Source organism: Rhizobium nepotum 39/7 (assembly GCF_000949865.1).
Lineage (GTDB): Bacteria > Pseudomonadota > Alphaproteobacteria > Rhizobiales > Rhizobiaceae > Agrobacterium > Agrobacterium nepotum.
Map to the genome: position 1 here is coordinate 278504 of NZ_JWJH01000007.1, position 24915 is coordinate 303418.

At 59.7% G+C, this 24915-nt stretch carries 19 protein-coding genes; 13 read left to right on the plus strand and 6 right to left on the minus strand.

Going from position 1 to position 24915, the window contains the following annotated elements:
* Window positions 1-16: 16 nt before the first annotated feature.
* The 5 genes from odhB (at window position 17) to RS75_RS09555 (ending at window position 4562) form a co-directional block, all read left to right on the plus strand.
* A complete protein-coding gene (odhB, locus tag RS75_RS09535; RefSeq protein WP_045019636.1) occupies window positions 17-1246 on the plus strand; it encodes a 2-oxoglutarate dehydrogenase complex dihydrolipoyllysine-residue succinyltransferase in 1230 nt (409 codons plus the stop codon).
* 21 nt (window positions 1247-1267) lie between these two features.
* Window positions 1268-1678 (plus strand): MAPEG family protein, encoded by a 411-nt coding sequence (locus RS75_RS09540; protein ID WP_045019639.1) that lies wholly within the window; start codon window positions 1268-1270, stop codon window positions 1676-1678.
* Between the two features lie 10 nt (window positions 1679-1688).
* Window positions 1689-2333 (plus strand): LysE family translocator, encoded by a 645-nt coding sequence (locus RS75_RS09545; protein WP_045019641.1) that lies wholly within the window; start codon window positions 1689-1691, stop codon window positions 2331-2333.
* Window positions 2334-2397: 64 nt separating this feature from the next.
* Window positions 2398-3804, plus strand: coding sequence for a dihydrolipoyl dehydrogenase (gene lpdA, locus RS75_RS09550; protein WP_045019643.1), 1407 nt, complete (start codon window positions 2398-2400; stop codon window positions 3802-3804).
* A 296-nt stretch (window positions 3805-4100) separates the two neighbouring features.
* Window positions 4101-4562, plus strand: coding sequence for a DUF2867 domain-containing protein (locus tag RS75_RS09555; protein ID WP_045019644.1), 462 nt, complete (start codon window positions 4101-4103; stop codon window positions 4560-4562).
* Between the two features lie 8 nt (window positions 4563-4570).
* Here the strand turns inward: RS75_RS09555 and RS75_RS09560 are convergent, their stop codons facing one another.
* Entirely contained in the window at window positions 4571-5665 is a 1095-nt protein-coding gene (locus RS75_RS09560; protein WP_045019647.1) for a TraB/GumN family protein, read from the minus strand.
* 80 nt (window positions 5666-5745) lie between these two features.
* Window positions 5746-6693 carry a tyrosine recombinase XerC gene (locus tag RS75_RS09565; RefSeq protein ID WP_084686691.1) on the minus strand — a complete coding sequence of 316 codons (948 nt, stop codon included), beginning with the start codon at window positions 6691-6693 and terminating at the stop codon, window positions 5746-5748.
* A gap of 144 nt (window positions 6694-6837) precedes the next feature.
* On the opposite strand from RS75_RS09565, the gene RS75_RS09570 reads away from it, so the two are divergent.
* From RS75_RS09570 to fdhD, 8 genes are all read left to right on the plus strand, one after another.
* Complete coding sequence (locus tag RS75_RS09570) at window positions 6838-9054, plus strand: primosomal protein N' (protein WP_045019867.1); 2217 nt, start codon at window positions 6838-6840, stop codon at window positions 9052-9054.
* A gap of 80 nt (window positions 9055-9134) precedes the next feature.
* A complete protein-coding gene (locus RS75_RS09575) occupies window positions 9135-9521 on the plus strand; it encodes an AGROH133_08824 family phage infection protein (RefSeq protein ID WP_045019649.1) in 387 nt (128 codons plus the stop codon).
* Between the two features lie 261 nt (window positions 9522-9782).
* Window positions 9783-10349: a F0F1 ATP synthase subunit delta gene (locus RS75_RS09580; RefSeq protein ID WP_200893624.1), complete on the plus strand. Its 567-nt coding sequence runs from the start codon at window positions 9783-9785 to the stop codon at window positions 10347-10349.
* Window positions 10349-11878, plus strand: coding sequence for a F0F1 ATP synthase subunit alpha (gene atpA / locus RS75_RS09585; protein WP_045019653.1), 1530 nt, complete (start codon window positions 10349-10351; stop codon window positions 11876-11878). The genes RS75_RS09580 and atpA overlap by 1 nt, the downstream gene beginning before the upstream one ends.
* Before the next feature lie 31 nt (window positions 11879-11909).
* Window positions 11910-12788 (plus strand): F0F1 ATP synthase subunit gamma, encoded by an 879-nt coding sequence (locus tag RS75_RS09590; RefSeq protein WP_045019656.1) that lies wholly within the window; start codon window positions 11910-11912, stop codon window positions 12786-12788.
* Window positions 12789-12811: 23 nt separating this feature from the next.
* Window positions 12812-14266 (plus strand): F0F1 ATP synthase subunit beta, encoded by a 1455-nt coding sequence (atpD, locus tag RS75_RS09595; RefSeq protein WP_045019658.1) that lies wholly within the window; start codon window positions 12812-12814, stop codon window positions 14264-14266.
* 126 nt (window positions 14267-14392) lie between these two features.
* The gene (locus RS75_RS09600) at window positions 14393-14803 is read left to right on the plus strand and encodes a F0F1 ATP synthase subunit epsilon (protein ID WP_045019660.1); all 411 of its coding nucleotides are present in this window, start codon (window positions 14393-14395) and stop codon (window positions 14801-14803) included.
* Window positions 14804-15072: 269 nt separating this feature from the next.
* Entirely contained in the window at window positions 15073-15888 is an 816-nt protein-coding gene (gene fdhD, locus RS75_RS09605; RefSeq protein ID WP_084686694.1) for a formate dehydrogenase accessory sulfurtransferase FdhD, read from the plus strand.
* 53 nt (window positions 15889-15941) lie between these two features.
* Here the strand turns inward: fdhD and RS75_RS09610 are convergent, their stop codons facing one another.
* From RS75_RS09610 to RS75_RS09625, 4 genes are all read right to left on the minus strand, one after another.
* A complete protein-coding gene (locus tag RS75_RS09610) occupies window positions 15942-17678 on the minus strand; it encodes a methyl-accepting chemotaxis protein (RefSeq protein WP_045019663.1) in 1737 nt (578 codons plus the stop codon).
* Between the two features lie 374 nt (window positions 17679-18052).
* Complete coding sequence (locus tag RS75_RS09615; RefSeq protein ID WP_003504949.1) at window positions 18053-18529, minus strand: chemotaxis protein CheW; 477 nt, start codon at window positions 18527-18529, stop codon at window positions 18053-18055.
* A gap of 167 nt (window positions 18530-18696) precedes the next feature.
* The gene (locus RS75_RS09620; protein WP_045019672.1) at window positions 18697-22857 is read right to left on the minus strand and encodes a translocation/assembly module TamB domain-containing protein; all 4161 of its coding nucleotides are present in this window, start codon (window positions 22855-22857) and stop codon (window positions 18697-18699) included.
* A 45-nt stretch (window positions 22858-22902) separates the two neighbouring features.
* A complete protein-coding gene (locus RS75_RS09625; protein ID WP_045019674.1) occupies window positions 22903-24828 on the minus strand; it encodes an autotransporter assembly complex protein TamA in 1926 nt (641 codons plus the stop codon).
* Window positions 24829-24915: the final 87 nt, after the last annotated feature.

A 24915-nucleotide genomic window follows, 5' to 3' on the forward strand; every position in this document is an offset into this window, starting at 1 on the left:
ATAACGGAACTAGATCATGGCCACTGAAATCCGCGTACCTACCCTCGGCGAATCCGTCAGCGAAGCGACCGTCGGCACCTGGTTCAAGAAGGTCGGCGATACCGTCAAGGCCGACGAACCTCTCGTTGAACTGGAAACCGACAAGGTTACCGTCGAAGTCCCGGCACCCGCCTCCGGCGTGCTGACCGAAATCGTTGCACAGAACGGCGAAACCGTCGGTCTCGACGCGCTTCTCGGCCAGATCGCCGAAGGTGCCGCCGGTGCTGCGACCTCCGCACCTGCGGCAAAGCCCGCTGCTGCGACTGCCGCCGCACCGGCACCTGCCGCAGCCGCCGCTCCGGCTGCCAGCGCCATGCCGCCGGCACCCGCCGCTGGCAAGCTGCTTGCTGAAAACAACCTTTCCGCCGATCAGGTGGATGGTTCGGGCAAACGCGGTCAGGTTCTGAAGGGCGACGTTCTCGCCGCTGTCGCCAAGGGCGTTTCGGCACCTGCCGCTGCTCCGGCTCCGGTTGCTGCCCCCCGTCCGGTTTCGGCCGAGCAGGATCAGGTTCGCGAAGAGCGCGTGAAGATGACCCGCCTGCGCCAGACGATCGCACGTCGCCTGAAGGACGCGCAGAACACGGCCGCCATGCTGACCACCTATAACGAGGTGGACATGAGCGCCGTGATGGACCTGCGCAACCGCTACAAGGATGTGTTTGAGAAGAAGCATGGCGTCAAGCTCGGCTTCATGGGCTTCTTCACCAAGGCCGTGACCCACGCGCTGAAGGAACTGCCGGCCGTCAACGCTGAAATCGACGGCACGGACATCATCTACAAGAACTATTGTCACGTCGGCATGGCTGTCGGCACCGACAAGGGTCTCGTCGTTCCGGTCATTCGCGATGCCGATCAGCTCTCCATCGCTGGCGTTGAAAAGGAACTCGGTCGTCTCGCCAAGGCAGCGCGCGACGGTTCGCTCGGCATGGCCGACATGCAGGGCGGCACCTTCACCATCACCAATGGCGGTGTCTACGGTTCGCTGATGTCCTCGCCGATCCTCAACGCGCCGCAGTCGGGCATCCTCGGCATGCACAAGATCCAGGAGCGCCCGGTCGCCATCGGCGGTCAGGTCGTTATCCGTCCGATGATGTATCTTGCACTCTCCTACGATCACCGTATCGTTGACGGTAAGGAAGCAGTGACCTTCCTCGTCCGCGTCAAGGAAAGCCTGGAAGATCCGGAGCGTCTGGTTCTCGATCTCTAAGACTAAAAGGGGAGAAGAGGGATGGAAAACCTGGCCAGCGGGAATGGACCTTTTGTGTTCCTGCTGGCGCTCAGCGTCATTCTTCTTCTCCTTCATATCTGCCTTCAGGCCATGTCCGTCACGCGGGAAGTTGGTCTTGCCTGGAATGCGGGTGCGCGTGATGCGCGTCCGGACCTCAAAGGGGTCTTTGCGGGACGCGCGCAGCGCGCCTCGGATAATTTTCGCGAGACCTACCCGGCTTTCGTCGGTCTGGTTCTCGCTCTTGCGATCGTCGGCGACGCCTCCGGCTGGGGGCTGACGGGCGGCTGGATCTGGACCGTTGCGCGCGTCGTCTATATCCCGCTTTATCTTGCAGGTGTTCCCTATGTCCGGTCGATTGCGTGGGTCGTTTCCCTCGCCGGTCTGGCCCTCATGCTTGTCGCGCTGATCTGAGGTCGAGCCTATGCATCAATATCTCATCGAACTTGCATCCCTGATGGCGATCTTCTTTTTCGCGATCGTTTCGCCCGGCGCCGATCTCGCGATGGTCATGCGTCAGGCTATGGTGCATGGGCGCAAACAGGCCGTCATCACCAGTTTCGGTGTCGGAACGTCGCTGATGTTCCATGTCACCTATACGATCCTCGGACTTGGCCTCATCATTTCCCAGTCGATCTATCTCTTCAACATCGTCAAATGGCTGGGTGTCGCCTATCTGATCTATATCGGTATCAAGGCGCTGCGCGCCGGCAAGACCGAGTTGCCCACCGCGGAAGGTGAGGATGGCGTTCGGGCCAGAAGCACCCAGACCGGGCTGAAGGCCTTTACGCTCGGTTTTGCCGCCAATGCGCTCAATCCCAAACCGGTGTTTTTCTTCCTGTCGATCTTCTCGACGGTGGTTCACGCGCATACGCCGGTTGGCATCAAGTTCGGATACGGGCTCGTCATGGCAAGCTGCCTTATCCTGTGGTTCGTCGGCGTCAGCCTGTTCATGACGACGCCACGCATGCGCGCCGCATTTCAGCGCGCCAGCCAGTGGATCGACCGCACCAGCGGTGTGGTGTTCATCGCTCTCGGTATAAAACTCGCAACGGAAAAAGCGGCCTGAATTTCAGGTCAAACGGAAGCAGGGCGGTTCAAAATCCTGCCCGCAATCAATCAGGAACAGAAACATGGCATATGATGTAGTTGTAATCGGTACGGGTCCCGGCGGTTATGTTTGCGCGGTCAAGGCGGCACAGCTTGGCCTGAAGGTGGCTGTCATCGAAAAGCGCGCCACCTATGGCGGCACCTGCCTCAATGTCGGCTGCATCCCCTCCAAGGCCCTGCTGCATGCCTCCGAAACCTTCGCGCATGTCGCCCATGGTGTCGATACGCTCGGTATCGAAGTTGCCGCTCCGAAGCTGAACCTCGACAAGATGATGGGCCACAAGGACGGCGTGGTGAAAGCCAATGTCGACGGCGTCGCTTTCTTGTTCAAGAAGAACAAGATCGATGCTTTCCAGGGCATCGGCAAGGTGGTTTCCGCCGGCAAGGTTTCTGTCACCAACGACAAGGGCGAGAGCCAAGAAATCGAGGCGAAGAACATCGTCATCGCCACCGGTTCTGATGTTGCGGGCATTCCCGGCGTTCAGGTCGATATCGATGAAACCGTCATCGTTTCCTCCACCGGTGCGATCGCTCTCTCCAAGGTTCCGGAAAAGCTCATCGTTGTCGGCGGCGGCGTGATCGGCCTCGAGCTTGGTTCGGTCTGGTCGCGTCTCGGCGCCAAGGTGACTGTCGTCGAATATCTCGACAACATTCTCGGCGGCATGGATGGCGAAGTTTCCAAGCAGGCGCAGCGTCTGCTGGCCAAGCAGGGTCTTGATTTCAAGCTCGGCGCCAAGGTAACGGGCGTTGAAAAGACTGCTGCTGGCGCAAAGGTGGTGTTCGAGCCGATCAAGGGCGGTGCTGCCGAAACGCTGGAAGCGAACGTCGTGCTGATCTCCACCGGCCGCAAGCCCTACACCGAAGGTCTCGGCCTTGCGGAAGCGGGCGTCGTACTCGACAGCCGCGGCCGCGTCGAAATCGACGGTCACTACAAGACCAATGTCGATGGCATCTATGCGATCGGCGACGTGGTGAAGGGCCCGATGCTGGCGCACAAGGCGGAAGACGAGGGCGTTGCTCTCGCTGAAATTCTTGCCGGCCAGCGCGGCCACGTGAACTACGACGTCATTCCGGCCGTGGTCTATACGCAGCCGGAAATCGCCTCCGTCGGCAAGACCGAAGAGGAGCTGAAGGCTGCGGGCGTTGCCTACAAGGTCGGCAAGTTCCCGTTCACGGCCAATGGCCGCGCCCGCGCCATGCAGGTGACGGACGGTTTCGTGAAAATCCTCGCGGACAAGGAAACCGACCGGGTTCTGGGCGGCCATATCGTCGGTTTCGGCGCTGGCGAAATGATCCACGAGATCACCGTGCTGATGGAATTCGGCGGCTCCTCTGAAGATCTCGGCCGCACCTGCCATGCGCATCCGACCATGTCGGAAGCCGTGAAGGAAGCGGCGTTGGCGACGTTCTTCAAGCCGATCCACATGTGATCAACGTTGCAGCGGTGAAAAGAAAACCGCTGCGCAGTTTTTGTCCGATTACCTATTAAACTCAGTTATCTGCCGAACCCCGGCCTGCTGTGCAGGCCGGGGTTTTCCATATTCACGCCGGTGTCCGCCATCCTGTTTTTCGTGGTTCCGCGCTCTATCTGCGGTTCTTCCATCTCATCGCTTTTCTCGTCCACTGAGACGCAGGAGGCAGGGCCAAGCGGCGGTTTGTCGCGTTTCCGACCTGCGCGAAATAGAAGATGATGAGCCTTGCCGCGAAGGGCGGCAGGGGGTCAGGAATGCGGGATACCGAAAATATATTGCCGGATGCGGACTGGTGGGATTGCTTTGAGGGGGAGATGGCGACGGGCGGTTCGAGTTCGCTCGATGTGAGCAGACTTCTTCTCGAGCACCCTCCGGCATGGATCAGCGGCCTTATGGTGCTTAGAAACCGTGTCGTATCGCTGTTTGGTCTCAGGACGGTGGAGCTGGCGGCGGGTACTTCAGCGGGCGGATTTCCGGTGCTGTCTTCCACCGCAGACAGGACCGTGCTCGGCTTTGACGACAGCCATCTCGATTTCCGCATCGTCGTTGATCTGGAACAGCAGCCGGGCGGGCAGGTCGTAAAGGTCACCACCATCGTCAGGCGTAAGAACCTGCTCGGGCGCTTTTATCTTTTTGTCGTCGGGCCGTTTCATCGCCGCATCGTGCCGGCGACGATGCGGCCGTTTTGCGCCAATGTCCGGCCCGTTAAGGCGTAGGTGAGGTTTTAATCGACCCGCGTGAGTGTGAAGCCCTGGGCGCGCAGAAGCTCTATAACGCCTTCCTCGCCCGGCAGGTGCAGCGCGCCGACGGCCATGAAGACATTGCCCTTGGCGAGTTCCGGGGCCGCCCGCTCCGCCATGACGTGATTGCGGTCGGTTATGATGCGCTGCTCGAATGCGGCGTAGCCCTGGTCGCTCTCCGCCGCTTTCTTGGTGTCGAGGCTTTTCAGCATGGGCATCGTCATGCCGATATCGCCGCTGACGTAAAGATCGGTCATGGTCGTCATGATGTCGTCCATGCGGTCGCCCAGTTCGAGCGTTTCGATCAGTGCCTGCAAATGAAACTCCATCGGCAGTTCGGACATGGCCGTCAGCTGCTCGACCATGGTCTCCAGTCCGACGAGACGCTTTCCATCCGCGACCGCGTCTTCGGCCAGCTTCTTGTCGAGAAAGGACAGGCCGGTGGCCTTGCGGGCGAATTCACAGGCTGGCAGGGCAACGAAGCTTGAGAGCATCCATGGCTTCATGCGCGAAACTGCGTTCAGTGGAATGCCGCGCTGCTTGAGGCCCTTTTCAAGACGGGCAACATTTTCGGGCGACAGGATATCGGTGATCGACTTGCCGTCGAGAAACATGGTCAGTTCGGGCTTGGTCAGCAACGATGCCGCGATCTTCTTGTCATCGACGATTTCGTCCGATTCCACGATGACCGTCGCGGCTTTTTCGAAGGCGGGCGTGGCAGCGGCAGGCATGCCGAGAACGCGCGGATCGGTGACGTGCATGGTGCCGAGAAGAAAGGAAGGTTCCGTTCCGGCTTTCTCGATGCGCCAGAAGTTGCCCTTGCCGTTCGCGATTGCGGCAGCTTCCTGTTCGATCTTCGCAAAGCCCTGTGGATCGCTCTTGCGCATCTCCATGAGAATGTCGCTGCCCGTACAGCTTATCTCCTGTTCGGCGGCTTGCGCTTCACCCAGCGACAGCAAAGTCGCAAGCAGGATTGCGACCGCCGCGACATGCATCGCCGCGAGCAACCAGAGCAGGGCGTCGCCGGTCTTGCCCATCAGGGTGGCGGTGAGATTTTGTGGTTTTATCAGGCTTTGCATAGGTACCATCCGGTTCTTGTTCGCTTATAGAACGGCGGTTTGGACGTCTGGTTAATGGCTATGGTTAAGCGTTTCTTGTTTCATGCGCGCGGGTGGGCTTTGTCGTAGATTTCCAGCAATCTTGCGGTATCGACGCCGGTATAGATCTGCGTGGTGGAAAGGCTGGCATGGCCGAGCAGTTCCTGAATGGTGCGCAGATCACCGCCGCCAGCCAGAAGATGGGTGGCGAAGGAATGGCGCAACGCGTGCGGTGTCGCGTTTTCCGGCAGGCCGAAAGCGCCGCGCAATTTCTGCATCTCGCGCTGGATGATGGCGGGTTGCAGCTTGCCGCCGCGCGCGCCGAGGAACAGCGGCTGGTCCGCCGCCAGATGATAGGGGCAGAGCTTTCTGTAAGCCTCGACCGCTTCCGCCACCACCGCCAGCAAGGGTACGATCCGGGTCTTGTTGCCTTTGCCGGTGATGCGCAGGCTGCGTGCACCTGACTGGAGGTCGGCCGGGGTTAGCCCAAGCGCTTCGGAAATACGAAGACCGCAGCCATAAAGAAGCGAGAGGACCGCAGCGTTGCGGGCGGCAATCCACGGCTCTTCGTTCAGTTGCGCCTCGGTGGTGGTGATTTTCAGCGCCTGCCGGTCGGTCAGCGGTTTCGGCAGCGATTTCGGCTGTTTGGGCGCGCGCATGGCGGTGGCACCGGCCGCATTCACCAAACCTTTCTTTTGCAGGTGGTGAAGAAGGGAGCGCAGGCCCGCCAGATGCCGCCCGAGCGAACGCGCGCCGGCACCTTCCCTGCGACGGCTGGCCAGAAAGGCGCGAAGATCGACCGGGCGCAGATCGGCTATATCGGCAATGGCTGCGGGTTTGCCGATGTAGCCGGTGAGGAATGTCAAAAACTGGCGGGTATCGCGTTCATAGGCCTCGACGGTATTGTCTGAAAGGCGGCGTTCACCCGCAATCGAGGTAAGCCAGGACTGACGCTCGTTCAGGAGATCGGGTTCGGCAAATGTCAGAATTTCGGTCACGGGGCGCTCCATTCCTGTACCGAAGTTATCCTGCCATGGTCAGCATTTGGTTAAAGCCTGCGCCTCAGCGTCGCATCCGGCATGGACTTCGCGGGGGCCAGCCATTACATGCGGGCGGTTTCCTTTTTCATTTCGCCGGGGCATGGTCGCCACATCATGGCAAAAGATTCGTCCGATCTATTTGGGGCTCTGTTCGACCCGCCGTCGCCCACGCGCACGGTGCCCGTTCTGGTGCCGATGCCGGCGCCAGGACCCTACAGTTACGCCGTGCCTGAAGATATGGTCGTGGAGACCGGCTCCGTCGTTCAGGTGCCGCTCGGGCCACGGCAGGTGTTCGGCGTGGTGTGGGACGATGCCGGAGAAAAGAGCGTCGATCCGAAGAAGCTGCGGCCCATCACCAAGAGTTTCGAGTGCCCGCCGCTGAAAGCGGAAATGCGGCGCTTCATCGACTGGGTTGCCGCATATACGCTTTCTCCGCCCGGTCTTGTGGCACGCATGGCGCTGCGCGCGCCTGCCGCCTTCGATCCCGAGCCGATGATCGAGGGGCTTCGGTTGACCGAAGGCAGGCCGGAGCGCCTGACGCCTGCCCGTGAAAGGGTGATGGAACTGGCGGCGGAAGGCCATGGCTGGACGAAGAGCGGGCTTGCCCACGCCGCCGGTGTCTCCACCAGCGTTGTCGACGGCCTCGTCAAGCAGGGCGTGTTCGAGACGGTTTTCCTGCCCGCGCCGCCTGTCGTGGCGGAGCCCGATCCGGATTATGTCGTGCCGAGACTGGAAGGCCCACAGAAGCAGGCGGCATCGGAAATTCTTGAGGATGTACGTAAAGGCGGTTTTCACGTTTCGCTGATCGACGGCGTGACCGGCTCGGGCAAAACCGAGGTCTATTTCGAAGCGGTGGCCGAGACGCTCAGGCAGGGCAAGCAGGTTCTTATCCTGCTGCCCGAAATCGCGCTGACGGCGGCGTTTCTGGATCGCTTTCACGACCGTTTCGGCGCGAGACCGGCGGAATGGCATTCGGACCTGTCGCCGCGCATGCGCGAAAAGGTTTGGCGGCAGGCGGTGACGGGTGAGGTGAGGGTGGTTGCCGGCGCCCGCTCGGCGCTTTTCCTGCCCTTCGACAATCTCGGTCTCATCATCGTCGATGAAGAGCATGATCCGGCCTACAAGCAGGAAGACCGCGTCTTCTATAATGCACGCGACATGGCCGTCGTCAGGGCGCGGATCGCGGAGTTTCCCGTCGTGCTGGTGTCCGCCACGCCCTCGGTGGAAAGCCAGGTCAATGGCAATTCGGGCCGTTACAACACCATCCATCTGCATACCCGTTTCGGCGATGCGGCGATGCCCGATCTGCATCTGGTCGATATGCGCCGCCATCCGCCGGAAAGGGGAGGGTTTCTTTCGCCGATTCTCCTGCGCGGCATCGGCAAGACCATCGAGAAGGGTGAGCAGTCCCTGCTCTTCCTCAATCGTCGCGGTTATGCGCCGCTGACGCTCTGCCGTGTCTGCGGTCACCGTTTCCAGTGCCCGCAATGTTCTAGCTGGCTGGTGGAGCACCGGTTCCGCAGTCAATTGCAATGCCACCAGTGCGGCCATAACGAGCCGACGCCGGACCATTGCCCGGAATGCGGGACCTTCGACCATCTGGTGGCCTGCGGACCGGGGGTGGAGCGGATTGCCGAGGAGGTGGAGAAACATTTCCCTGAGGCCCGCACCATCGTGCTCTCCTCGGATCTCATGGGCGTCAAGCGGCTGCGTCTGGAGCTGGAGGCGATCGTCAAGGGCGAGGCGGATATCGTCATCGGCACGCAGCTGGTCGCCAAGGGGCACAACTTCCCCCTGATGACGCTTGTCGGTATCGTCGATGCCGATCTCGGGCTTGCCAATGGCGATCCGCGCGCGGCCGAGCGAACGTTCCAGCTGCTTTCGCAGGTGACAGGGCGCGCCGGGCGTACGGGGTTGAAGAGCCACGGTCTGTTGCAGACCTATCAACCGCAGCATCCCGTCATGCAGGCGATCGTTTCGGGTGATGCATCGGCCTTTTACGAAAGGGAGATCGTGGAGAGAGAAAAGGCCGTTCTGCCGCCTTTCGGACGCCTTGCCTCGGTCATCGTCTCCGCCGATACGCGTGCGGATGCCGAAACCCATGCACGAGGCCTCAGAGCGGCAGCACCGCAGGTTACGGGCATCATGCTGCTTGGTCCGGCGGAAGCGCCGCTGGCGCTGATCCGCGGCCGCCACCGTTTTCGCTTGCTGGTGCACGGGCGGCGCAATTCCGACATGCAGTCTTTTCTTAGAACGCTTCTGGCCAATGGCCCGAAGGAGCGGGGCAGTGTGCATGTACAGCTCGATATCGATCCGCAAAGTTTCCTTTGAACTTTATCGATGGAGGCGTTTTCCCCCTGTCATGACCGTGTCATAACGCAGCAGGCGAAAAGAATGATTTGGGGAACGAGATGGAGTTTTATTTTCCCGCCGAGTTCGGCGAGCAGCTGGCTTTTGGAGCCGCAGTGATATCGGCCGTGATCGGCCTGTTTTTCATGTTTGCACCGGGTATTACCCTTCGCGCCTTCGGCCTGCAGCCGGCCGGTGAGCGCAGGGAGGGTTACGCGCTCGTGCGCTCCTCGCTTGCGGGTTTTTATCTTGGCCTCGGTGCTGCCGCGCTGCTTCTGGCGCAGCCCATGGTTTATCTTGCCTTCGGCGTGGCCTTCGCTCTCAGCGTATTCGGCGGCATTCTTTCCATTCTCTCCGATGGAGGCGCAACTATGCGGAATTGCTTACTTATGGTTGTGCATTTTCTCCTGGCCGCATTGTCGTTGAGCTACGTGTTCGGACTGGTCTAAGTCGGGCTTTTTGGCTTTTCTGCCGCACCAGACGCGCATCCGGAGCGAAATCGGAAAATTTAAACGCATTCCCCCTTGCCCAAACGGCGCTTTCCGCTATTACGCGTGTTGCGAGTCCCGGCGTCCTATGCTAGACGGACCGCGAAATTGGGAAAAGGCAGGGGGGAATTCCGGTCTTTTTCGGGGAAATTGAAACGATTTCAAGAATTTGATGCGGTGGAGCCCCCTCGCTGATGTTCTTGGACGATTAGCAGGGAAAAAGTGCCCGTGGCAGACACCTCCCATGGAACATCCGGTGTAGCGGAAAGGTATGCGTCGTCGCTTTTCGAGCTCGCTTTGGAAGCGGGTGCGGTCGAAGCGGTTGGAGCCGATCTGGACAAGTTCGGCGCACTTCTCGACGGAAGTGACGATTTGAAGCGTCTGGTTGCGAGCCCGGTATTTTCCGCCGAGGATCAGTTCAAGGCAATCACCGCAATCTGCGAGAAGGCCGGTATCGCCGGTCTTGCTGTTAATTTCCTCAAGGTCGTTGCGAATAACCGCCGTCTCTTTGCCGTTCCCGGCATGATCCGCGCCTACCGCACCATTGCCGCCGCCCATCGCGGCGAAATTACCGCCGAGGTCACCTCGGCGCATGCGCTCGACGAAGCGCAGGAAACTGAACTGAAGGCGGCGCTGAAGAGCGTTACCGGCAAGGATGTGACGGTTTCCGTTACCGTCGATCCTTCGATCCTCGGCGGCCTGATCGTCAAGGTCGGCTCTCGCCAGATCGATACGTCTCTTCGCACCAAACTTTCCACCCTTAAGCTTGCACTGAAAGAGGTTGGCTGATGGATATCCGCGCCGCGGAAATTTCCGCAATTCTAAAAGATCAAATCAAAAATTTCGGCAACGAGGCGGAAGTCTCGGAAGTCGGTCAGGTGCTTTCCGTCGGTGACGGTATCGCCCGCGTCTATGGCCTCGACAATGTTCAGGCCGGCGAAATGGTCGAGTTTCCCGGCGGCGTTCGCGGCATGGCGCTCAACCTTGAAGCTGACAATGTCGGTGTGGTTATTTTCGGTTCCGACCGTTACATCAAGGAAGGCGACACCGTAAAGCGGACTGGCGCTATCGTTGACGTTCCTGTCGGCCCGGAGCTGCTCGGCCGCGTCGTTGACGCCCTCGGCAATCCGATCGACGGCAAAGGCCCGATCAATGCCGCCAAGCGTTCGCGCGTTGACGTCAAGGCTCCCGGCATCATTCCACGCAAGTCGGTTCATGAGCCGATGTCGACCGGCCTCAAGGCCATCGACGCCCTGATCCCGGTTGGCCGCGGCCAGCGCGAGCTTGTCATCGGCGACCGCCAGACCGGCAAAACCGCGATCATTCTCGATACGATCCTGAACCAGAAGGCCATTCACGACAATGGCCCGGACAGCGACAAGCTTTATTGCGTCTACGTCGCTATCGGTCAGAAGCGTTCGACCGTTGCCCAGTTCGTGAAGGTTCTGGAAGAACGTGGCGCCCTGCAATATTCGATCATCGTTGCCGCCACGGCTTCCGATCCTGCTCCGATGCAGTATCTGGCACCGTTCGCCGGCTGCGCCATGGGCGAATACTTCCGTGACAACGGCAAGCACGCTCTCATCGGCTATGACGACCTTTCCAAGCAGGCCGTTGCCTACCGTCAGATGTCGCTGCTGCTGCGCCGTCCTCCGGGCCGCGAAGCTTATCCGGGCGACGTTTTCTACCTTCACTCCCGTCTTCTGGAGCGCGCTGCGAAGCTCTCCGACGAAATGGGTTCGGGTTCTCTGACGGCGCTGCCGGTCATCGAAACCCAGGGTAACGACGTTTCCGCCTTCATTCCGACCAACGTGATCTCGATCACCGACGGCCAGATCTTCCTTGAAACCGACCTGTTCTACCAGGGCATCCGTCCGGCCGTTAACGTCGGTCTGTCGGTTTCGCGCGTTGGTTCCGCCGCCCAGATCAAGGCGATGAAGCAGGTTGCCGGTTCGATCAAGGGCGAGCTTGCCCAGTATCGCGAAATGGCCGCCTTTGCCCAGTTCGGCTCGGACCTCGACGCTTCCACGCAGCGCCTGCTCAACCGCGGCGCCCGCCTGACAGAGCTTCTGAAGCAGCCGCAGTTCTCTCCGCTCAAGACGGAAGAGCAGGTCGCGGTGATCTTCGCCGGTGTCAACGGTTACCTCGACAAGATTCCGGTCGCACAGATCGGCAAGTTCGAGCAGGGTTTCCTCTCCTACCTTCGTTCGGAAGGCAAGGCGATCCTCGACACCATCCGCACGGAAAAGGCTATTAGCGACGATACCAAGGGCAAGCTCAAGGGCGCTCTCGATAACTTCGCGAAGTCTTTCTCGTAAATTAGGGCTCTTTTACTCGGACGGATAACGGATGCCTTCACTTAAGGATCTGAAAAACCGCATTGCCTCCGTGAAGGCGACGCAGAAGATTACCAAGGCGATGAAAATGGTCGCCGCGGCGAAGCTTCGGCGCGCCCAGGAAGCTGCGGAGGCCGCCCGGCCGTATTCTCAGCGCATGAGCGCCGTTCTTGCCAACATCGCCAAGGCGGTAGAGGCGGACGTGGCTCCGGCGCTGATGACCGGCACCGGCAAGGACGACGTGCATCTGCTCGTCGTCTGCACGGCCGAACGTGGTCTCTGCGGCGGTTTCAACTCGCAGATTTCCCGTTTTGCCCGCGATCAGGCCCGCAAGCTGACTTCCGAAGGCAAGACGGTCAAGATCATCACGGTCGGCAAGAAGGGTTACGACAGCCTTCGCCGCGAATTCGCAGCTAATATCATCGAGCGCATCGAACTGCGCGACGTGAAGAAGGTCGGTTTTGAAAATGCCGACCAGATCGCCAAGAAGGTGATCTCGCTCTTCAACGCTGGTGAATTCGACGTCTGCACGCTGATCTATTCGGAATTCAAGTCCGTTATCAGCCAGATCCCGACCGGCCTGCAGCTCATTCCGGCCGCAACCCCGGTTGTGGAACAGGAAGAAGCAACGCAGAACGCCGTCTACGAATACGAGCCGGATGCGGTTTCTATTCTGGAAGACCTTATTCCGCGCAACATTTCGGTTCAGGTTTTCCGGGCTCTGCTCGAAAACGTTGCCGGTGAAATGGGCGCCAAGATGAGCGCGATGGATAATGCAACGCGCAATGCCGGTGAGATGATCAACAAGCTGACGCTTTCCTACAACCGTCAGCGTCAGGCTCAGATCACCAAGGAACTCATTGAAATCATTTCGGGCGCGGAAGCGCTCTGAGGTAAGGAAAGAGGGTAAGGATAATGGCTAAGGCAGCTACCCCCAAGAAAACCGCAGCGGTGAACGGCGCGGGCAAGGTTACCCAGGTTATCGGCGCTGTTGTCGACGTGGCGTTCGAAGGCGAACTGCCTCCGATCCTGAACGCGCTCGAAACCGAGAACAACGGCAACCGCCTCGTTCTGGAAGTCGCGCAGCATCTCGGCGAAAACGTCGTCCGCACGATCGCGATGGACTCGACCGAAGGTCTGGTTCGCGGTCAGCGCGTCAGCGACACCGGTGCTCCGATCGAGGTTCCGGTCGGTCCGGAAACGCTCGGCCGCATCATGAACGTCATCGGCGAGCCGGTTGACGAAGCAGGTCCGATCGTAACGGCCAAGAAGCGCGCCATCCACCAGGATGCGCCGTCTTATGTCGAGCAGTCGACCGAAGCACAGATCCTCGTCACCGGTATCAAGGTCGTCGATCTTCTGGCTCCTTACGCCAAGGGCGGCAAGATCGGCCTGTTCGGCGGCGCCGGCGTTGGCAAGACGGTTCTCATCATGGAACTGATCAACAACGTCGCCAAGGCGCACGGCGGTTACTCGGTATTCGCCGGCGTGGGTGAGCGTACCCGTGAAGGTAACGACCTTTATCACGAAATGATCGAGTCGAACGTCAACAAGCTCGGCGGCGGCGAAGGCTCCAAGGCTGCGCTCGTTTACGGCCAGATGAACGAACCGCCGGGCGCCCGCGCCCGCGTTGCCCTGACCGGTCTGACCATCGCTGAAAACTTCCGTGATGAAGGCCAGGACGTTCTGTTCTTCGTGGACAACATTTTCCGCTTCACGCAGGCTGGTTCGGAAGTGTCGGCTCTGCTTGGCCGTATTCCTTCGGCCGTTGGCTATCAGCCGACGCTCGCAACGGACATGGGCCAGATGCAGGAACGCATCACCACCACGAACAAGGGTTCGATCACCTCGGTTCAGGCAATTTACGTTCCCGCCGACGACTTGACCGACCCGGCGCCGGCCACCTCGTTCGCGCATCTTGACGCAACAACGGTTCTGTCGCGCTCGATCGCTGAAAAGGGTATTTACCCGGCTGTTGACCCGCTCGACTCTACTTCGCGTATGCTCGACCCGATGATCGTCGGTGAGGAACATTACGAGGTTGCCCGTAAGGTCCAGTCGACCCTGCAGCGCTACAAGTCTCTCCAGGACATCATCGCCATCCTCGGCATGGACGAACTGTCGGAAGAGGACAAGCTGACGGTTGGCCGCGCCCGCAAGATCGAACGCTTCCTGTCGCAGCCGTTCTTCGTTGCCGAAGTCTTCACCGGTTCTCCGGGCAAGCTCGTCGCGCTCGAAGACACGATCAAGGGCTTCAAGGGCCTGGTCAACGGCGAATACGACAGCCTGCCGGAAGCCGCTTTCTACATGGTCGGTTCGATGGAAGAAGCCATCGAAAAGGCAAAGAAGCTGGCTGCTGAAGCTGCCTGATCATGAATTGGCGGGCGCGTGGGTTTACCGCGCGCTTGCCTTCAATGACGGTGAAACCGGAACGGCTTTGCCGCGTTGTTACAAAAAGTCCGTGACGCCCGCGTAATTGAAAAGAAGTGAAGAGCCATGGCTGACAGTTTCAAATTCGATCTCGTTTCCCCGGAACGTCTGCTCGTTTCCGAAACGGTTACGGAAGTCGTCATCCCGGCTACGCTGGGTGAGATGACGGTTCTGGCCAATCACGCGCCGGTGATGACGACGATCAAGCCGGGTCTGGTAACGGTGAAATTCGCCTCCGGCGAAACGCACAAATATGTCGTCTTCGGCGGCTTTGCCGATATTCTTCCGACGGGTTGCACGCTTCTGGCCGAATCCGCCGTCTCGGCCGATGATATCTCTCCCGACACGCTGCAGAAGCGTATCGATGCGGCCCGCTCCGAAATTGAAGAGGGCAATCATCATCACGAACATCGGACCAAGCTTGAAAAGCATCTTTACGAACTGACGAACCTGCACGAGGTTCTCGTCGCCGCTTGAAAGCACCGGGCGGGTTCGAAAGAATGACTGCCCACAAAATATCTAACCAAAAAAGCGGCCGCTTCGGTCGCTTTTTTTGTTTTGGGGCCCGGCCATATCTCACGCGCCGAAGAGATCGGTTTCCGCTTCAGTAAAGAGCGCTTTGGCCGGCTCGGTCCTGTCGAAATCGATTCCGATTTTCGGGGCGATAGGCTAGATGTGATGATGAAGAGGAACGCAGCTTTATCGAACGGAAGCCGAGGTGAAGACGCGTCTCCTGCCATGGAGGAATGATCGCCATGTCGGCAGAAGCAAGTTACCGAAGGGTCGCGAGAACCGCTCTGCGACAGGGGACTCTTGTCACTGGGGAGCGGGCCGTGCCTGAAGAAGTGCCGGTTGCCTTTTCTTACGGTGGCAGCACCCATGCCGTGATGATGGCCAGCCCCGCCGATCTCATCGATTTCGCCGTCGGCTTCAGCCTCACCGAAGGTATCATATCCGCACGCACTGAAATCCGGGCCATAGAGGTGGTGGAGGCGAGCCAGGGATACGATGTCCAGGTGGATTTGATGGATGCCGAGGCCGATGCCCTGCGGGCGAGACGGAGGCATATGGCAGGTCCGGTGGGCTGCGGTCTCTGCGGGATTGAATCGATAGAACAGGCTGTGCGCGTCGTGCCGGATTTGAGCGGCGTGAAAATGTCCATCGAAGGTCACGAGATCGTTGCTGCGATGAAGTCGCTTAATGATGCGCAAAATCTCAACCGCGAGACCAGGGCCGTTCACGGGGCGGGTTTCTACAATGCTGGGAAGGGTTTGCTTGCGGCGCGTGAGGATGTCGGTCGCCACAATGCACTCGACAAACTCGCCGGTGCGGTCATCAACGCCAACATATCCGCCGAGGCGGGCATTGTGGTCGTCACCAGCCGCCTGTCGGTGGAGATGGTTCAGAAGACGGCGATCCTCGGCAGTCCGGTTTTGGCGGCAATTTCGGCGCCCACCGCGCTTGCCATCGAAACCGCTGAGGCGGCAGGCATCACACTTGTCGCGCTGGTCCGGGGTGAAGACTTCGAAATCTTCACCCATGCAGACCGCGTTATTTTATAGCGCCAAAGGCCATCATCTACACGTGGCCTTCCGGCTTGGTCGGGCGTGGAGATCTAAAACTCCGCCCATTCCGCCGCCGCATTTCCATGGGACCTGACTGCAGCATATCGCGGCTGTGCTGCTGGCAGTCTGGTGACCATGGCTGGTTTTCTGTCATTCGGCTGGACGGGTAACAGCGATGCCTCGCGCGATATCCTGAACTGCCGCAGCAATTCGTGCAGGTTCTCCGCCTCATTGGCAAGGCCGTGGCTGGCGGCGGTGGTTTCCTCCACCATCGCGGCGTTTTTCTGGGTCGCCTGATCCATGACGTTGACGGCCTGATTGATTTCTCTCAGCCCGTTCGCCTGTTCGCGCGATGCCTCGACGATCGCCGAGACGTTGGCATCGATTTCGCCCATCTGCGACTGAATATCCCGCAAGGCGCCGCCGGTTCTGCCAACCAGATCGACGCCGTTGACGACCTGTTCGCGGGAGGTGTTGATGAGGGATTTGATTTCCTTGGCCGCGACTGCGGATCGTTGCGCGAGTTCCCGCACTTCCTGCGCCACGACAGCGAAACCCTTGCCTGCTTCGCCGGCGCGGGCTGCTTCGACGCCCGCATTCAGCGCCAGAAGATTGGTCTGGAAGGCGATGTCGTCTATGACGCCGATGATGTTGGTGATTTCACCGGATGAGCGCGAAATCGCGTCCATGGCGGAAATCGCCTGTTGAACGACTTCGCCGGAATGTTCGGCGTGTTCTTTCGTTCGCAGTACCAGCTTTCCGGCTTCGCCGGCGCGCTGGCTGGCGTCGGTAACGGTGGTGGTGATTTCTTCCAGCGCGGCTGCGGTTTCCTCCAGTGAAGCGGCTTGCTGCTCGGTGCGCTGCGAGAGTTGATCGGCGGCTATGCGTATCTCGCCCGAGCCGGATGCGATTGTCGAGGCATTATGGGCGATCGTCTGCATGGTGGTCTGAAGTTTGCCGACAACGTCGTTGAAGTCGTGCCGCAGCTTCTCCATGCTGGGCACGAAGCTGTTATCGAGACGCTGGATCAGATCGCCCTCCGCCAGTGCCTGCAAGGCATCGGCAAGAGCGGTAATGGCGCTCATGCGCGGGGTGACGTCGGTTGCGAATTTTACGACTTTCACCACCTTGCCGGCCTCATCCAGCACCGGATTATAGGCGGCCTGGATCCATATTTCCTTGCCGTTCTTTCCGTAGCGAACAAATTCGTCCGAGATGAATTCCCCCGATGCCAGCCGCTGCCAGAAATTGGCATAGGCAGGGGATGCGGTATAGGCCGGATCACAGAACATGCGGTGGTGTTTGCCTGCGATCTCCTTCAGATCGTAGTTCACGGTGGTGCAGAAATTCGGATTGGCGGTGATGATCGTGCCATCAGGCAAAAACTCGATGGTGGCCTGGGAGCGGGAAAGCGCCTCCAGCTTGCCGGCGTCTTCCGTGGCCTTGATCTTCTTGGCGGTGATGTCGGTCGCGATCTTGACGACCTTGTAGGGTTTGCCCGAACGGAAGACGGGATTGTAGGAAGCCTCGATCCAGATGGCCGACCCGTCCTTGCGGATTCGGCGATACTCCTTGGCCTGAAATTCGCCGCGCGCAAGAGATTCCCAGAATTCCTGATATGCGCGCGATGCGACAATATCTCCGCTGCAGAAGATGCGATGGTGCTTGCCGACGATCTCAGTGAGATCATAGCCCAGCGCCGTGCAGAAATTGCGGTTTGCCGTGAGAATATTACCTTTGAGATCGAATTCTATGACCGCCTGCGATTTGGATATCGCATCGAGCATGTTTCGGTTATCTGCGCTTTTCCCTAACCCCAGCATTAACGTCCCCCAAATATCGGCCCACGGCGCGGCTTGCCGCACGGAAGGCGCGGTCCACGTCGTATCATGTTGAACAACGAATAGGTTTTGCCACCAAAGGCGGCAATGCAGGCACTTGCGACTAAGCAGCCCCCGTCAGGTATCGGACCCGCGTGATGTCGTGCGGCGCGCGGTACTGTTCGTCGGCTTTTAATATTATGGATATCTAATATTAAAATGTTCTTATTTAAGTTGTGGGACGGGTGAGAAAACAAAAACCGCCGGGCAGGTGCTCCGGCGGTCTGGTTTTGTCGTAGATAATCGTTGTTAAACGCTTGCGTCAGAATGTAATCGCCCGATCAGGCTGCGAGATCTTCCGCTTCGGTTCCCTTGAACATTTTTGCGAGGTTCAGGAAGCAGATCATGCCATGTTCGTTGGCGATGATGCCTTCGGAATAGGACTTGTCGAAAGAGGCCGAGATTTCCGGAACCGGCTGGACCTGATTTGCCGGGATCGTCAGGATGTCCGAAACGCGGTCGACGAGCATGCCGATGACCATGTTGTGCACTTCGGCTACAACGATCGCGCTTCGTTCATTCGCAACGGTGCTTTTCATGCCGAGCTTGTGGGCCAGATCGATAATCGGAATGACGGAGCCGCGCAGATTCATGACGCCGATGACGTCTTTCGGCGCGTGAGGAATGGGCGTGGAAGGCGCCCAGCCGCGAATTTCGCGGATGGTCGTCGTCTTCACGCAGAATTCCTGATCATGCAGGCGGAATGCGATGATTTCGAGCGTCTCGCCGCCAAAGTTCGTGGAGTTTATCATTGCCATCAGAATTCTTCCCAATGCTCGCTGTGGAGGCCAGCGCAAGTGCACCGACACTTGCATATGCGAATTTGGCGTTCTGCCTGGTGCCTGAACAGCCGGAAATAATATTTCCGCCTTCATTCAATGATTCTTATCATGAGATCGTTTCGCAAACCTAAATGCGGCCGGTCTCAATATTCCTTCTCGTAAAATATGCCGGCAGCACCTTCGCCATTGCCGCCCGCTTCGCCGCGCAGTTTCACACCGCGCCCGACATCGAGGTTGATGATCGCTTTGGCGCCGGAATCACCGCTTTGCTGCAGTTCGAGATAGGTTCTTTCATTGAGATATTTGCCGGCGGAAACGCGGGCCTGGCCTTCGGAATCCGTCGAGATATCGAGATCGTCGACGCCGAGATTGCTGCGGAGCTTATCGAACAGCGAGGTGGAACGCCCGCCGGCGAGTTGGGCTGCCGCATCCGCCAGTCGCGCGATCTGCAAGGCGGAGAGTTTCGACATGGACTGGCCGAAGATCAGCTGCGCCATAACTTCATCCTGCGGCAAGGCAGGTGCTGAGGAGAAGGCGAATGTCGGATCGTTGGCAGTGCCGGAAACCGCAACCGTGATAGTGGTCGAGCCGGCGGTCGATTGCGCTTCCATATCCAGAACCGGCACGAGGCCGCCACCGAAGGTGATGTTGCCCGTCTTGAAATCGAGGCGACGGGTCAGGATTTCAAGCCTGCCGCGGCGCATTTCAAAGCCGCCGGAAATGACGGGAACAGCCGCCGTGCCGCGAATGGTCAGATTGCCCGTCAGCTCCGCATCGATGCCGCGTCCGCGCACGAAGATGCCGCTCGGTGCGTTTACCTGTAGATCAAGATTGATGGTGGAGGAACTGCCGCTGCTGCCCTGATCGCCGCCAAGCGCCTTTGCCTGCGCACGCACCTGTGGTGGAGCGTTCTTGTGCTTGACGTTGATTTCCGTCAGCGAGGCGGGAAGTTTCTCCGGAATGGTGATGGCGCTTCTGTCCAGCGTCAGGTTGCCACCAAGCACCGGCGAACTCAAAAGCGGGCCTTTCAGCGTCAGCGTACCGCTTACCACCGTCGTCACCAGCGTGCCGTCATTATAACCGGCGCGATCCAATGTGATCGTAATGTCGGCCGGGAAACCCGATCCGCCGGCGATCCCGATGCTGCCGGTTCCCGAGATCGTTCCGCCGCCCGCAAGCTTGCCCGTCAACCGGGAGATGATGGCGCGATCGCGATCGAAGGTGACGGTTGCTCCCAGTCCGTTGACTGTCAGGTTGCGGCGCACGTCGGTCAGGCGCGTGCCATCGGTGGTGATGCTGCCGGTAACGACAGGTGCGGAAGCGCTGCCGGAGATTTTCACATCGATGGCGGCTGTGCCGTCCACATCGAGGCCCTGCGCTGCGGTTTGCGCCGCAACGGCGGAGAAGGGCAGCCTGCCGGAAAAGGCCATGGAAAGCGGGCGATTGCCGGCTATACCGAGGGAGCCGCCGCCCGAAAGCGACATGCCGCCCTGACCGGATACATTGGTGTCGATCTGCAGGGTGCCGGCGGCGAAACGGCCGTTTGCCTTGATGCCGAGTGCGGCAAGCCCGGCGGCGCGGGTCTGGGCAACCTCGGCATTCGTCCAGTTCAGATTGTAGTCGACCGAAGGATCGGAAGCTGCGCCCTTGGCGTTGACCGTGCCGGATATGTTGCCCGCCGCATCCAGACCGGTGGCGAAGGCATTTGCGAGGCTTGCGGGAAGCGAGCGGATATCGGCGTTGATGTCGAGCGTCGATCCGGCGATGCCGTTTACCTCGACGCGCCCGTCGCCGGTGATGATGGTCAGACCGGCGATGCGGGCCGCACCGTTTTCAATCGCGATTGTGCTCGGTTTTTCAAGCCTCACGGCGATGCCCCTGGGGGCGGCCGAGAAAGTATCGATCCGCACGGTCATCGGCGAGCCGGCAGTATTGGCGCTGCCCTTTGCCACCAGTGGCGCATTGTCGTAACGGCCGTTGACGTCGAACTCGGTCGTGGTGCCGGAATGTGCGATGGTCGCATTCAGTGCGGAAATCGATACCGTGCCGGCATTGACGCTGTCGGCACTGACCTTGCCGTTGATGGCGAGGGCCTGCAAGTCGTCGATGGTGATATCGGCGGCGAGCTTGGAGATCGTCGTCGTGCCCTGGCGGATGCTGCCGCCATTCGCCTTTATCGTCGCGGCGGTCCGGCCGTTGGCGTTGCTCAGTTCTATCTCGCCGGCAATGTCACCATCCGCCTGTTGCGCGGCAAGTGCGGCCAGCAGGGCCAGGTCCGGGAAGTTGAAGGAAAGATTGCCTGATGGCAGGAATTGCTGCGAGAATTGCAGCTGCCCGTTCAATATGTTGCGGCCTACCGCCACATGAAGTTCGGGTATCGCCGTGCCGTTTTCGGTCTGCACAACATTGGCGTTGGCGTCGATCTTCTGCTGGTCGAGGCTGCCGCTGGCGGTCAGTTTCGCCTGCGGTGCGGCGGGATCGGCCTTGCCCGCAGCATTGACCTTCAGCGCTTCGAGCTTTCGTCCGGCAAGGATGGCGCTTTCAGAGCTTAAGGTGACATTGAAATCGGGTGCGGCAAGCGCCCCGCTCGCTTCGATTGTAAAATCGGCAACGCCCTTCGCCTGCGGTGTCAATTTTTCGAGGGCGGGGAATTTGCCTATCAGGTTGGCGCTTAACGCATTGTTTTCGAGGCTGACATCACCGGTCGCTTCGAGAGTTCCGGATTTGACCACGAGTTTCTGAACGCTGGTGCGCCCGCCGATGATCAGGTCGATATCGCCCTGCAAGGCTATGGTGGTGTCGAATTTTTCCGCAAGCGCTGGCGGCAGGGTGGCGGGCAGCGCAAAGAGCTGCACGCTGGACGTCAGGCGATTGTCAGTGAGATCGAAACTGCCATTCAGTGTTCCGCCGACACTGGCGCTTTCCAGCGTCGCGCCGTCGAAACCGATGGCGGAAGAGGTGAGGCTGAGCGGCGCCTTGATGGTGACGGGCGCGCGCACCAGCCGGTTGACGTCAGGACTGACGAAGGACGATTGCGCCACGGAGAGGACGGTCTGGATGGTGCCGCTGCGGCTGGCAATGTTGAGATCGCTGCTCTCAGCCGTCAGTTTGACGTCGTCAAGCCTGCCCTGGGGCAGGGAAAGGCTGCGCAAGGATGCGGTGGTCTTAAGATGTGCGGCATCGGCGCCGCCTTTCAACGAAAGATCGAGCCCGTTGATGAGGGCCTGAACCTCGCCATTGTTCAGCGGCCAGCGGAAATCGACCGGACCGGTGGTGCCGATGAGGTTCGCGCTGAGATCGTTCTGGCCATTCGGGTCGACGGTGCCGGAGGCTGTCAGCAGCAACGTTCCGGTCTCCAGCGTGCTGCTGCCGATTTCGATGCGGCCCTGCGGGGAGAGTGTGGCGTTCGCGTCGAGTTTCGTTTCACCGGCGAAAAGCTGGCGGAAGGCAGGCGGCAGAAGCAGATCGGGTTGGCCGCCGCCTGTGATCTCGATACGGCGTGTGCCGTCATCGGCAAGAAGATGATGGCCGGTGACATTGACGACGGGGTTGCCGGCGACATTGCCGCGCAATGTCCCCGTCCAGTCGGAAAGCGGCCCTTCGCCGTTCACGTCAAGCGCCACAGCGGGCGTGCCCGGAAGCGAAAGCAACGTGGCGAGAAGCCCGCCTTCGGGCTCTTTCATCTCGGCCTTCAGCTTCAGGACGTTTTCATTCGGCAGAAATGCGACGTCCGCATTGACGACGGCATCCGGAGCATTCCGTCGATGGGCGGTGAGCGACAGCCTTATATCGTCCTGGGCCGCCTTGAGATTGCCTTCGGCGCTCAGGTCGAAGGGACGGCCGAGAAGCGATTGCCCGAGGCTTATGTCGGGAAAATTGAAATTGTCGATGCCGATTTCTATTGGCAGCGAGGAGGTGCCGGAGCTTTTGGTCGTCGTTTGCTCCGCGGGAAGCGGTTTGCGCTCGACGTCGATCGATCCGGCCGACACCCGGTCGGCATGGAAGGTTCCGGCAAGAAGCGACAGGGGCGACCAGTCGACGGCGATCTGGTTCAGGCGGGCATAAGGTCCCTGCCTGTCCGAAAGGGTGACGTTGTCGAGCCGCAGGCGACCCGTCAAAAGCCCGCTGGGCGGAGAGATTTCGATTGTCTGATCGGGTGTGGATACGAGCGATGAAATCTGCTGTGCGGCAATTCCGGCGCCCATCGGGGTAAGACCAACGAACAGAACCGCAAGCAACACCAGCACCACGCCGCAAAGAGCAGCGTAGCCCAGCCATTTCAACAATCGAATCAACGTTTTCATCAAGGGTAATCTACACTCTATTGCAAGGGTGTTCGACGTCGGCGCTTAAAAAGACTGACCGATGCCGGCATAAATGCCGAAATTATTGCCACCATCATATTTATCGAGCGGCATGGCGACATCGAGACGCAGAGGCCCGAAGGGCGTCGCGTAACGCAAACCGATACCGGCGCCAGCCCGGATATCGGAGAAATCGGGAGTTACTTCATCCGAAACCACACCCGCATCGATAAAGGGCACGATGCCGATCGTATCGGTGACCTTGATGCGCGCCTCGATAGAGCCAACCACATAGGAGCGGCCGCCAGTCGCGTCGCCGGCTGCATTATAGGGCGATATTTCCTGATAGCTGTAGCCGCGCACCGATCCGCCGCCGCCAGCATAAAAGCGCCGGGTTGTCGGAATGTCCTGTAGATCGCTGCCGCCGACAAGCACGCCGCCGGAAAGCTTTCCGGCCATGATCAGCCGGTCTTCGGCGCCAAGTCCCTTGTAGCCGGTGATGGAGCCTTCGAAAGAGGAAAAGAACGTGCCGTTCAGCGCTTCATAGCTGGGCTTGGCGGCCACCGATGCGCGAAAGCCTTCGGTGGGATTGAGCTTGTCGTCGCGGGTGTCGCGCACAAATTCCAGCGGTATGGAGGTGGTCAGATATTCGTTCTTGCCGAACGCGTCCTCGGTGTCGGCCCATTGCACCTCGAGACCGGCGGCGGCGGTGTCGGTGTCGTTCAGCTCGTAACTGAAACCGGCGGATCCCGTCAGCGTCTTGGCCTCATAGGTGTCGGGATGCTCGGTCTTGGCGATAAGGCTGGTCTTGAATGTGGTGCGCGGATTGAACATGCCGGGCTTCGTGAAGGTGATGCCCGCCGAATAATCCATGCCTTCGACGCTCGATGCTTCGGCGATGCGCGAAACCGCGCCTTCGATACGCAGCGATTCCGCCTGCCCGAACAGGTTCCTGTGGCCCCAATATCCCTGGAGGCCGATGCCTTCCGTGGTGGAATATTGTGCGCCGACACCGAAATAGCGGTGCTTGCCTTCCGACACCTCGATGGTGAGCGGAATGGAACCGTCGCGCGCCAGCGTTCCCGCTTCCTTGATCGTCAGGCTGGAAAAAACGCCCAGCTGGCGCAGCCGGTCCGCAGCTTTGCGCAGCTTTTCCGGCGAATAGGGCTCGCCGCCATTGAGGCGCGAATAACGGCGAATGAAGTCGCCATCGACGGTTTTTTCGCCGGTGACGGCGACCGTGCCGAGTGGGGCGACGGGACCACCTTCGGCTGCCATGGTAATATCAACCGTATTCGTCGCGTGGTTTGCGACCGCCTCGCGTTTCGTCAGTTTGGCAAGCGGACGGCCTTCGGCCTTCAGATCGTCGATCAGCTTGTTGCCGGCGCGGATGATCGCCAGCGAACCGGCATCGCCGCCGGTCGTCAGGCCATATTGCTCGAGATTGCGGCCTGTGACATCGCCTTCAAGCCGGACGCTGCCGAGCGTGAAAACCGGACCGGGCGTGACCGTGATGACCACAGGCACCGGTGCGGAATGATCGAACACCGGATTGGGCGGCAGATCGTCCACATCTTTGCCGGCGACGGTGACCTGGACGATGCCGCCATAACGGGCGTTTTCGTAAAGTGCCGCGATCAGCCTGTCCCTGTCGTCGCGCGCCTTTATCAAAAGACCGAGATCGCCTGAGGCCGGTTTTTCCTTGTCGGCCAGTAGAAGCGAGCTGTTTTCGAGACTGCCTGTTAGCGACTTGTCCGCATCGGGTGCATTAAGCGTCACGGCATATTTGACCGGATTGATAACCTCGACCTCCGGTTCTTCCGAACCCCAGAGGCGCACACCGAACAGCTTGAAGGCAAAAGCGTCGCGGGCGAACGCCGGGTACAGGGCGAACGTGACTGCAACCGCAAGAGCGGTGCCAGCTTTCCGATACGCAATACCTGTCTTCGGGTTAGTCCGTGTTCTTCGCATAAGGTGCTTTATGGTTGAGCATTTATTTTGGCTCTAACCCGTTTCCTCTCCGTTAACGTTGCAGTTTAATCATAAATAAACGGCGTT